At 56.4% G+C, this 12345-nt stretch carries 5 protein-coding genes and 2 pseudogenes; 6 read left to right on the forward strand and 1 reads right to left on the reverse strand.

What is annotated here, in order from left to right; all coding sequences use genetic code 11:
• Positions 1-16: 16 nt before the first annotated feature.
• On the reverse strand, positions 17-2155 hold the full coding sequence (locus ACSYSS_RS02730) for a hypothetical protein (protein WP_491703957.1): 2139 nt from the start codon (positions 2153-2155) through the stop codon (positions 17-19).
• Between the two features lie 153 nt (positions 2156-2308).
• Here ACSYSS_RS02730 and ACSYSS_RS02735 point away from each other — a divergent pair, with 153 nt between their 5' ends.
• The 6 genes and pseudogenes from ACSYSS_RS02735 (at position 2309) to ACSYSS_RS02760 (ending at position 12302) form a co-directional block, all read left to right on the forward strand.
• Positions 2309-5833, forward strand: a complete 3525-nt coding sequence (locus tag ACSYSS_RS02735; RefSeq protein WP_491703958.1) for a tetratricopeptide repeat protein — start codon at positions 2309-2311, stop codon at positions 5831-5833.
• 499 nt (positions 5834-6332) lie between these two features.
• Positions 6333-8313, forward strand: a pseudogene (gene ligA / locus ACSYSS_RS02740) (NAD-dependent DNA ligase LigA); the annotation flags it as partial.
• Positions 8314-8543: 230 nt separating this feature from the next.
• Positions 8544-9137: pseudogene (locus ACSYSS_RS02745) on the forward strand (helix-hairpin-helix domain-containing protein); the annotation flags it as partial.
• A 226-nt stretch (positions 9138-9363) separates the two neighbouring features.
• Complete coding sequence (locus ACSYSS_RS02750) at positions 9364-10551, forward strand: Mrp/NBP35 family ATP-binding protein (protein ID WP_491703959.1); 1188 nt, start codon at positions 9364-9366, stop codon at positions 10549-10551.
• A 154-nt stretch (positions 10552-10705) separates the two neighbouring features.
• On the forward strand, positions 10706-11386 hold the full coding sequence (locus ACSYSS_RS02755; RefSeq protein ID WP_491703960.1) for a DUF1648 domain-containing protein: 681 nt from the start codon (positions 10706-10708) through the stop codon (positions 11384-11386).
• Between the two features lie 115 nt (positions 11387-11501).
• A complete protein-coding gene (locus ACSYSS_RS02760) occupies positions 11502-12302 on the forward strand; it encodes a hypothetical protein (RefSeq protein WP_491703961.1) in 801 nt (266 codons plus the stop codon).
• Positions 12303-12345: the final 43 nt, after the last annotated feature.

Below are 12345 nucleotides of genomic sequence, written 5' to 3' on the forward strand. Positions count from 1 at the left end.
ACGGCAGCACGGCTCCCTACAGCAGCGTGAACCAGGACTGCACGCTGTGGTACAGCATCTGGTTGTTGCGTTGCAAGGCATCGTCCCTACCAGCCACAAAGGCTGAGAGCAGCGTGATGACGATGCTGAAGATGAGCAGCAGCGCGAAGATCAGGCGCACGGTTTCGACCCGCACTGCGAACCATCGATGCGGTTTGAGTGCGCGTTCGCTTCGCCATTGCGCAGTAGCGTCCTCACCGAGAAAAGCGAGCATGGGCTCCATGGCGGCCAATGCAAACAGCCACCCGGCATCGGTCATGTACCTCCACGCCAGACCGCCACGGGTCGTGTCCACCAACAGCATGACGAATCCCAAAATCAGGCAACCGACGAGTGTGGCAAAGCATGGTGCATCCTTCATGCGCTTTCGCATGCAAGGCAGGACAAGGCTCACCAGCAGCAAGGGGCATAGGCAGAAGATTCCGCCTACCATGAGCTCGGTGTAGCTCCAGTGCGGTAGTGGAGTGGGGTTGAGGGTCAGGAACGGGAATTGTGTGGTGAAGCGAATAGGCAGGAACAGATAGTATCCTAAGGTCGCAGGCCAGTTGCCTATTGGGTTATGCATGGTGTGCATATCGGACACCGTGATCTGATATTGGTCGCCGAAATTGAATGGGGAGCCAAACCGTGCCACGTTGTACAAACACAATGGCAGAACTACAATCACAGCCGGCAGGATTATGGATGCGAGGGCAGTGGCTCCCCCGTGAGTGTAATGAATGGTTGTTCTGTTGTCACCGTTTGATATGGTGTTGCTCCAAACCTTCAACTTTACCCTGCATTGTTTTCCAAGTGCACGGATTTGTGGCCAGAACAAGGGCATCCCAAGTAATGCCACCAATGCGAACGGAGGCCGGCAGCCAAGATTGGCGGCGATGCACAGGGAGCCGGCTGCCAGGTCGGGCCAGAACAGCGGTGGAGCCGAACCTATGCGGACGTTGTGTCTCTTCGCTTTCCCGGTGGCCCCAAACCAGAACCATAGGCCCATCGAGCTGAGTAGCAGTGATGCGGCGAACGGTACAGAGTAGAAGTTCATCCGGAATCCCAAGTACCCAATGTTCGAGCCAAGGTGCAGTAGGGCAACGGCCATTGACGTTGCTGCGATGGAGGCGTGGGGAGCTATGTGCTTGACGGCTCTTACCACCAGCAGTGTCGAGAATATGAGGAAACATCCCAAAAGGAATGCCACAGCGGCAGCCGAGGGCAGCATCATGCCCCCAGGCACCAGAACACGTGTGACGACTCGGAAAGGTGCATATAATAACGCAGCTGGGATGACGCCGAAATAGGAATACCAGTGACCTTTGAAAAAGGCATAATCCCAATAAATCGGTGTTTCCCCCTGACTCATCAAACGTTCTCGTGTGGCTGGGTCGTAAGGATTGGCTGCCTTCGCCAGGCCATCAGGCACGTCGAGGTCAAGCCAGGTGTGTCCTTGGAGGAGCGAATCCGCCAAATGACCGTATTGGTCGAAATCATAGGTGTAGTTTCCGATGTCGTGGAACCGTAGCCTAGGGGTGATCAGTATGGATTTGATGATGGTGTACGATGCAATTGCGATAATCAGCATTGCATAGCACAAAAATACCGAGCGTTGGCGAAGGCTCCCGGTGTTCAGCTTGATGTTCCAAAGCCGGGAATGCGGTCTCCATGCTTCCACAAGCAGGGCGAAGGCAACCATGAGAGCCACCCGGCTCCAAACGAGTTCGAAGGGCACCTTGATGTTGCTTCGTACGGCGATGCAATTGACGATGCTGCCTTTCGCCTCCGAAATCCAGATTCTCACAGCAGTGCCGCGCCTCGCGCGGATATAGAGCGAACGTGGCACGTCGGCCGACACGGAAACTGTTCTTGAAACCCCGCCATCGACATCGGCACGAATGTGAAACGAGTTCATGACTGTGGATTTGCCGCTGCGGTGAGCGCTGCCCCGGATGTTGGGGTTGGTGTCGATGCGCAAGAACGGGGAACTGCCGTCAGCTTGGACATCTATATATGCTTTGGAGGGATCGGTGACCGACAGCAAGCCGTCCGTCTGACGTTTGAGCCCCGCGCCCATCGGATTGAAATACGACGATGTATCGGTGCTTCCCGAGAACGATTCCCAAAACGGCATGTTGAACACGATGCATTCCAAGGACGCGATCAACGCAATCCAGAACGCACAGTGTTGCAAGGCTGTGCGTACTGTTGGCTGAAGATTCGTTCGGAAGGTCACGCCATTATTCTATAAGAGGCAATGTCGTAATGAATTGAAAGAATGTCGGGTATGGCTAGATTCATGTCGAAGCGGCGAAAACTCACTCAAGACCAGCGGAATTCAACGTTCCGCGGCAAGACGTTGCCGGCTTGGGCCAGCAGTGCTCGACTGGATGCGGCGGGGCCTCAATTCCAGGAATTCGTGAACCATGCCACGGTGCTCTCCCCGCTGGTCAAGCGCCATGTGTTCTCGGGCTTTCCCGCCGAAATGGGAAGCCTGCGACTCGGATGGGCCCAATTGCCCTCGCTGCATGGCAACGGCTTTGCGATAGGGCTGTTCCTGGATTCTTCAAGGTTTTATCAACTGGCGTTGGCCGATTGGCGAGGTCGTGTCTTTTTAGGGGGCATGCCGTCGATGGACGTACAAGGCATGACACCGGTGATGATGTTGAATGCTGAAGGCAAAGTCACCTTGCAGGATTATTCAAGAATCGTGGATGGCGATGATCTCAGGCTGTTTCGTCTTCGTCATTCGCAAAGGACCGAAGTGGTGCAGGGGGCAGTTGTCGGCCACAGCTCCGAGGGGGCGTTGGTCTGGCTGGCGTCGTGGCTGAAATTCAAGGACAGATACTCTCTGGAGCAGATGCGGGTCGATTTGCCGCGCTCCATGCGGGTGGATCTTGAATATCGCGATGCCTTGGCCACGGCATTCTTTTCCACATGTCTGATTCCTGGTTTTGAAGGCGTCACGTCTGGGTTTGGGGCTGGAGGAATCTTCCACAGATTAGGCACCCAGGCTCCTATTGCGGCCATTCGGCGTAGTGTGCAGGACGGATTGGACGCCAAGGCCAATGCATTGAGGGTTTCCGGGCTTGAGGAATATTTTGCCGATCTTATGCGCCAGACCGGTGTTCTTTCGGTGTCTCCAGGGCTCGAGGCCGTGCACGGTGCGGAACCGTTGCATTTGTATACGTCCAGCTATTCCGGCAATTATTTCTTCACTTGGGATGATTCGCTCAGCGTTTCCGCGGCGTTGGAGGCGCTCCGCATTGAAGGCAACCTCAACCGTTTTGCCGCTGTGAGCTCTTGGCTTGAACGAAATGGCAAGGTTGGACGGCTCCCCATTGAAGATACGGTCACCTGTTCGCAGGCAGCCCGTATTGATGCCGCCCTGATTGAGAATCCTGCATTGGCGGCGTTTAAGGGTGAAGGTGAAAGCGCTTCCAATCTTCAAGAGCCAAGCAGCGTATCGATTGAGCGATTGATGCGTGTTGCCGGCCATGAACGTGAAACCTCACGGGCTCAGATTCACTATGATTCCGGTAACGGCACGGGAGAGTGGCAATATCGCCAGACGCTTTCCAGACTGTTGCGCCAGGTTCGCCTGCCGTTCCGCTCCGACACCGAGTTCCGTTCCAACCTTGCCAGCGGGGATGTTGCGATTTCCTTCACTACCGCCGGTGCGGGTATGATGCCGGCGCAGCGGTATGACGCTGTGACTCATTCATGGGTTGAACAAGACAAGGTGAGCCGTGCCTCCATGGGCGTTCGCTATGATTTGAGAGTGGGGCTGATGTTGGCGGCTCTGTGCTTTGGTGCGGACGAGAACGTGAATCGTGTCTCGCTGCGCATCGAGACGTTGGGCCTTGAACATGCCGTGGCTGAACAGGACAATGCGGTGGCGAAGTTCATGACTCAGGCGATACGGGCCTTCGAGCAGCTGAACAATGTTGGTGGCACTGTCAGGAAAAGCAAAGCCGATCCCAAGGATGGCGACATTCATGGCGATCCGACGCAGTTGACATCCACCGGCGAGATGCGTTCGGAACATGTGGAGCGTCCTTCTGAGCCGTCTCCTTCAGAGGGTGGGGACCGTGCCGGTTCCGATGATTCCAGTGAGTCCGAAAACGCTGGGGAACACAGTCGGGCCGACCGCCAGGGCGATGGCAGCCTTGAGGAACGATTCGATGACCTGATGAAGAATGCCAACATTGATGAGACGACATTCCGCTTCGAGCCAGGTACGCCAGACAGTCATACTGCCCCCGGCGATGAATCTCGCTTCAAACAGACCTCGGCGACTCACGACGGAGCCGACGACGATTCGGATTCCCGACGCTTTTCCGCTGAAGAGCAGTATGCGGATACTCGTGAAGGCCAAGATGGATCAGGGCCGAAGAACCCTGGTTCCGATGAATTCGCTGAATCTGAGGCCAGCGAAGGTACCGGTGTCGATGCTGATGCGTTGGATGCCGGGCAAAACGAGGATTCTGGTCCCTCGGCGCAGACATTGGTCGGTGTCACATTCGAGCGCGATGCGTTTATCAGTCGTTTGCGCGAATTCGGTTTGAACGACCCTATCGCAACATATCAGTTGTTCGGCGGCATTCTGCATATTGATGAATTGGAGGGATTGAAACCCGTTTCCGTAGGATTCACCTTGCATGACAAGCAGTTTTCGCCATCCACCTCGCAATCGGAGCCTGAACTTGACGATATGGAGATCGGCAAGCCGGCCTCGCAGATACTGGGAACCGACAATGTCAGCGGACTCTCCATCCAACGTGCGGACCTTCTGCAAAGGGTTGAGTCCGATTTTCATCGTTTGGCGCAGGATCAGAGCATGCCCAGTGTCGCCAAGGCGCAGAATGCAATGCGCATTGTCGATCAGGTGGGCGATCCAGAGCTGCGCGATCTGGCTCCCAGCGTCAGCAGTGCCTTGATCGACGGTGTGGATACTCCGGATCTGCACTTCACCATTGCACAGCAGCTTGACGAACAGCGCAACCGTTCCCGCCAGCTTCTATTCTCAGGGGCCGTTGACGAGGCTATAGATACGTTGGAAAAGGCTGTGGCAAGTCTGGATACCAAGTATGCATCCATTCCCGGAGTTCCGAGGTATTTCAACTCATACGCGGAACGTGTCATCTACAATCAGCTGTTCGCTACCTCTGACGAATGCACCGTGCTCATTCCCGACAACCTGTTTTACGCCCACCTGGAGCTCGCCGACCTTCTGGCACAGGTACGAGGTGCCAAGGCGGCTCTGCCTCACTTGAACCAAATGGTGGCCTATGCCCCCGCTTATCCGCTTTCGCATATGCGGCTTGCGGTGCAGCTGGCCCGTGAGGAAGATTGGAATTCCGCCAGGGCCGCCTGCCTGAATGCGCTTCGCGTGAGCCTGGACGGAGACGATGCGGCGTATGCCTACTATCGGCTGGCGTATGCCGAGTGGATGAACGACAGGTTCGATGTGGCGGCCGCCTGCTACATCATGAGTGAGCACGTCAGCAGTTCGGGCATAGCTTCGCTCGATGCCGAGCTGCATGAGCTCATGGCCAGGGCGCATTCACAGTGCATTCCTGTGCCCACCTCTGTTGAGGAGGCTCAGAAGGTGCTCACTACGCATGATATGCCGGTGTGGCCCACCGCCGAGGTGACTTCCATCATCAGCCAGGCCACCCAGGTGTGTGTCGATAATGGATTGTTCGTGCCGGCCCGCACACTTGCTGTGGCCATGACTCGTATGACCGATACCGGTGAGATGGGCATGGACATGGCGCAGGCGCAATTCCTGCGCTCGTTAGGTGCGTGATGCGACACTTTTTGTAGTGGAAACGATGTGATGCGGTAAGTAATGCCTTATTTTGGCATGATATGTCGTACTTTCGGACGTATGCGACATATTGTGCCATTAAGCGGCATTATTTACCGCACAAATGACGGATGACTACAACTTATGCCGTATTATGGCACTATTTACCGTGTATTCGGATAAGTGTGGCGTATTGTGCTGGAAAGTGGCATATTGTGTCGTGTTTTTAGACGTGTATGACATATTGTGCCGGGAAACGTCATGATGTGTTGTGTATTTCCGCGAAGCCGACGGATTATGCCAGAAAATGGCATGATTTACCATGCAACTGGTTACTAACGACATGTTGTGCCAAGACGCGGCGTCATTCGCCGCGCAGCAGTCGCCGAATATCTAAGGGTCTGGTGTCGGCGTGCGCGTTGCGAATGCCGTTAGAATTGTGTTGTAACGATATACGGTATTGAGGTTTGGCGAAGGCTTGGTGAGTGCTATGAGTGAAATGACGGGTAAAGATTCCGATGCGAAGCATTCCAGTAAAGCCGTCGATGGCGACCAGCTGGGGTGGGACTTCGACTCGGGTAGTTCGGACGTGACTCCCGATTCCGGCATTGCCTCTCTGGCTCCGGGCGGTGCGCAGTGGGTAGCCTTGCTGCAGCCGACCGATGCCGATGCCATGCGGTTGGATTCACTGGATGTGAGCGCCATGCAGGCCGATGTGGCAGCCCGGCTGTGGGCCAGGCTTGCCTCTTGGGTCGAGGGAGACCAAGTGGCCTATTACATTCACGATGCTCCGGTCTCCTCGGACGCGGCCTACGATGCCCGTCTGCGCTGTCTGCAGCGGCTTGAGGCCGCCTTCCCCGCCCTCGACACCCCACAGTCGCCCACGCACAGGGTGGGAGGCACGTTCTCCAATGATTTCGAATCCGTGCGCCACCCTTCGCAGATGATGAGCCTTGACGACGTGTTCTCCATTGACGAGCTGCGCGAGTGGTACGACGGCGTGCGAAGAGACCTCGAATGGCCGGAAAACAAGCCACTGCCCATGACCTGTGAGGTGAAGATCGACGGTCTGGCCTTGAACCTCATCTACCGTGACGGCGTGCTGGAGCAGGGGCTTACGCGAGGTGACGGTGTGACGGGCGAAAACATCACGCCCAACGTGCGCACCATCGCTTCAATCCCGCAGAACCTGGGCGGCAGCGCCAAGGACATCCCGCGTTTTGTGGAGATCCGCGGCGAGGTGTTCATGCGTTGGGACGATTTCAAGGCGCTCAACGAGGTCAACGAGAATGCGGGGAAGGCTCCGTTCGCCAACCCTCGTAACGCAGCTGCGGGCTCGCTGCGCCAGAAGGACCCGCGCATCACCGCCACAAGGCATTTGAGCTTCTATGCTCATGGGCTCGGCCGTCTGGAGTGGAAGCCAGGCTCCGCCAATGCAGGGCATGACGAGGTGAACGACCAGTCCGAGGCGTATAAGCTGTACCAGACCTGGGGTGTGTCGGTTTCTCCGCACAACCGCGAGATTACGAAATTCTCCGAGATCCTCGACATGATTGACTATTATGAAGCGCATCGTGGCGATATCGAGCACGCCTTGGACGGTATTGTGGTGAAGGTGGATGACTTGGCGCTCCAAAAACGGCTTGGGGCCACTTCTCGCGCCCCGCGCTGGGCGATTGCCTATAAATATCCACCGGAGGAGGTCAACACCAAGCTGCGCGATATCGTGGTGCAAGTGGGGCGCACCGGGCGTGTGACTCCGGTGGCGGTGCTGGACCCGGTGTACGTGGCTGGTTCAACCGTGGCCTCAGCCACGCTGCATAACCCCTCTGAAGTGAAGCACAAGGGCGTGCTCATCGGCGACATTGTGGTGCTGCGCAAGGCGGGAGATGTGATTCCTGAGATTGTAGGGCCGGTGTTGGAGCGGCGCAAAGGCCACGAGGATGAACTGCATGAGTTCGTCATGCCTGAGTATTGCCCTTCATGCGGCACCAAGCTGGCACCGGCCAAGGAGGGGGATAAGGACATTCGCTGCCCCAACGTGGAGTCGTGCCCGGCGCAGTTCACTCAACGTGTCCTCAATCTGGCCTCCCGCAAGGCGTTCGACATCGAGCATCTGGGGGAGCAGAGCGCCATAGCGCTGACCAACCCCGAGGAGAACCGACCTGATTCGGTGGCCACCTATGCGCCGAACCTGCAGGAGATTGTGGTAGCTCCGGGGGAGGGGCCCAAACCATATCAGCCTGTGCCGGGCCTTGAGCTGCCAAAGAGACAGAAACCGGTGTTGACCAGCGAGGGTGATCTGTTCTCACTGACGGTGTCGGATTTACGGGATGTGATGGTTTGGCGCGAAGTGCCGATCATCGAGAAAAGCGTGACAAAGGACGAAGATGGTCGCAGGCACACCCGCCGTCGCAATCTTGGCGGCTCGGGGCTTTGGCGGCAGGTTCCCGCTTTCTGGACGGCGCAGATCGAGGCTAGGAAAGACAAGGGTACCGGTAAATACGATATTCCCGAAGACGCGGTTGTGGTGTGGCCAAAGGATTATGTTTCTCAAGGTTCGCGCCCTCGTACACTGGCTGCAGGTCAGGAGGGTAACAACAGCGTCGGTGTGGAAACGGGATTGAATACGGATGCGCTGGCCGCAGTGGCATCTGGCGCTGATGGGTCTCAAGGTTTGGTGCAGAGTGTCAGTGCTGAGTCTGTCAAGCCTCGCTACATCAGGCCTCAGGAGAATGCCAACAAGATGATTGAAGAGATTGACAAAGCCAAAGGTGCCGACCTTTGGCGAGTGCTGGTGGCACTCTCTATTCGTCGATTGGGGCCACCGACCGCAAGGCTCATTGCCACGCGTTTGGGGTCGCTGGATGCCATAGCTCATGCCAGTGTAGAAGAGCTTTCCTCAATCGATGGCATAGGTGATGAGATAGCCCAAAGTGTGGTGAACTGGTTCGCCGCCGCGCGCAAGCCAGGCGATTGGCGGGGCAGGATTCTTGAGGCTTGGACGGCGGCTGGTGTGGGCGCAGGCCAAGCCGAGGTGAGTACATTGCCGCAGACGCTCGCCGGGAAAACCATTGTGGTGACGGGCTCGTTGGACGGTTTCAGCCGAGATTCCGCCAAGGAGGCCATCGTGGAACGTGGTGGCAAGGCGGCAGGGTCGGTAAGTAAGAAGACCGACTATGTGGTCGTTGGAGCGAATCCCGGCAGTAAAGCCGCCAAGGCTGAGGAATTGAGCATACCACAACTTGACGAGTCCCAGTTCCGTCAGCTGTTGGAAACCGGTTCCGTGGATGCATCTGCCTAGCGAAAACCAATGCCTGAATCGGCGCAGCTCTTGGTTGTTGTTATTCTGCGACGCACGTTAGGTGTGGTGCATCTGGTAACAACAGAAATTGCTGTGATTGTGTTATTCCATGACGCACGAGTGACGTGCTGCGGCGCAAAATGACAGCAAGTCTTGCGTACTTGTCTGTATTTGCCTCTGGCGGGTTTTGCGAATTTACGTTAGGGTGAAACGGAAAGGGGCGTCAATGGGAGAGGCAGCGAGCGACAGTGCTCAGGATATAGCCGCAATCAGGGGGAATCTGTATGAGAGGCTGAGTCATGTCATCGACCCTGAGATCGGGCGGTCCGTTACCGATCTGGGCATGATTGTGGCCATCGATGTCAAGCCATATAAAGGGGCCACACGCACCGGGAATGGCGTTTCGGATGTGGTTTCGGACAAACGTTTTGACGTGGTGGTTCATGTGGAGCTTACGGTGCCCGGCTGCCCACTTTCGCAGTCCATCGCTTCCCAGATCACAGGTGCCGTGGCCTCCTACCCTGGCCTTGAGCTGGTGCCTCATATCGAAGTCGGATCGATGGGTAAGGACAAGCTCAACAATCTGGTCTCCACACTCAAGGCCGAACGACGCCAGAACCCCTTCAACAAACCTGATGTCAAAACACGGATTTTCGCCGTGGCCTCAGGCAAAGGGGGAGTGGGCAAGTCCTCCGTCACCGCCAACCTTGCGGCCACATTCGCAGCGCTCGGCTACGACACGGCGGCCATTGACGCGGACATCTATGGTTTTTCGCTGCCGAAGCTGTTCGGCGTGCATAGCCAGCCCACCGACCTTAATGGCATGCTCATGCCGGTGACGGCTTGGGGCGTCAAGCTCATCTCCATCGGCATGTTCGCTGGGGCAGACAGGGCGATTCTTTGGCGTGGCCCCAGGCTCCAGCGCTCGCTTGAGCAGTTCCTTTCGGATGTGTGGTGGGGTGAGCCGGACGTGTTGCTGTTGGATCTGGCCCCCGGCACCGGTGATATGGCCATCTCCGTGGCTCAGGCCCTGCCCAACGCCGAGCTCATTGTCGTCACCACTCCACAACCCAGCGCATCCGATGTGGCGGTGCGCAGTGGTTTGGTGGCGCTTCAGGTTCCAATGAAGGTGCGCGGAGTGGTGGAGAATATGAGCTACTTCGACCATGCCGGTGAGCGGCTGCGGTTGTTCGGCGAGGGTGGGGGAAGGCGTGTCAGCAGCCAGCTCACGGACGCACTTGGCTATGACGTACCGTTGCTGGCCACCCTGCCGCTTGAAACCGACATCCGCGTGGTGGGGGAGAGTGGTCGGCCCGCGGTGCTGGAGGAAAGCGGCGCGCTCGCAACCACCGAATTGGCAGATTCGTTCAAGGATCTGGCGAATCAACTCATGGGTGCCAAAGAACAGCATTGAAGATGAATATTTCAATATGAGTGGTATACTTTCAGCAAAAGGTACGTATATATTTGACATTCCCGGATGATTCGATCCAAAGTTTGTATACGTAAGTCTCATCTGCGGAGTGCAACATACGATTCATATGATGTAGGACTAGTGAGGCCGCATTATGAAAAGATCCGTTTCATGCTCGTGTGTGGTGTCTTGGGCCTTGGCCTTGACCATCGATGTGATGGCTGCCGTATATTGGCCGAATTTAAGTAATAGGATTCCGATTCATTTCGGCTTCTCAGGTGCGGTCGATAGATGGGGCTCGCGAAGCAACGCGCTGTACCTCCCTGTTGGCATATCGGTGGCTGTGGCGGTGTTGTCTGTCATTTCCATATTGATTTCAGCTTCGGATTCCGGCGGCATGGCCTCCGACCTGATCGATGTGTTCCAGCCCATTCTTGTAGGTGTCCTTGGATTTGCGGCAACTGTGCTGCTTGGTGGACCGTATCCTCGCCGGGCCATGCCCGACCCGAGAGACGTGTTCATATTTGCCATTTCCTTGACGGCAATCCTTTCGGGTGTCGTTTCGTGGCGCTCGCAACGAACGCTCGTGGTGGATGATCGCAATGGAAGTTGTATATTGGACTTGTCGCATAGACCCGTGAATCGTGTCTGGTCCGTGGGGCTGATTGTTGCTGGCATCGTAGGAGTGGTGCTTCTTGGAATAGGGGTTCTTGCGGTGCGTCCCGCAGTTGCTCAGGCCACTTGGATTGTGGTTCCGGTGGCGATGGTGTGCTCCGCGGTATGTGCCAGTGTGATGTCCAATACGGTTCTTTTGCGGGCAGCTCGGTCGCAGTGAAGTCCCTCTTGCTGCTTCGTGTTGAGATGATGATTCGTGCATTTGTGTGAAGCCTAGGTTGAGCGCACACGGTACAATCGCGTTGAACATCTTGCAGGCGGCCAAAGGAAACGATATGTCAAGTGATGATGCGGCTCCACAAATAGGCGATGATGCACCGCAGCAACAATCCTCAGAAGGCTTAGACAACGAAGCGAACGATATGCGGGTGCTCACCGGCGACCAGCTGGCCAATGTGAAGGCGCTGTCGAAAGACAATGTCTACGCAAGGCAGTCGAAGTGGAAGACCTTCCGCGAGCTGCCGGCAGGTCAAAGGTGGGCGTTCTTTGCCCAGCATTTTCTGCTGGCAACCGTTGCCGTCGTCGCAGTGGTCGCGCTCGTCGTTTCATTGATCGTAACCTATGCCACTAAGCCTCCCAAGCCGTACATGTCGGTGGAGGCGCTGGGGATGAACTCCTACGGTAAGCAGTTGGGAAGCGTCAACCAAGGATTTCTCAAGCATGAGGGCATCAACGATAGCAGGTTGCTGCAGCTCAATAACGACATGAGCATCAACGCCAGGGCATACGAAGATGATTCCCCCAAAGTATTGGTGCGGATTTCCTCGGGAGACATCAACGCCATCGTCTCCTCTCGAAAGCAGTTTCCCTTGCTGCACAAGCGTGGGTACGCCTCCAATCTCAACGACGGTCTTACATCGGCTCAGATGAGCCGTTTGGCGGCTGCCGGTGCGCTGGTGGATGCCAAAGGCAAACCAACGGAAAGCAGGGTGAAGGCTTTAGGACTTGACCTGTCGAAATCCAGCGTTTGGCGCGGCCAAGCCGGGCTGCCGCAGGACTGTGTGCTGGCACTGTCCAATCTGGGCGGTGCAACGAAGTATGTGCGTGACTTCGTCGATTACCTCGACTTTGTCTGATTGCCGCTTGTCCGGAAAGCTATGCCGAAAATAAGCTGATTGC

Source organism: Bifidobacterium sp. ESL1118 (assembly GCF_058505595.1).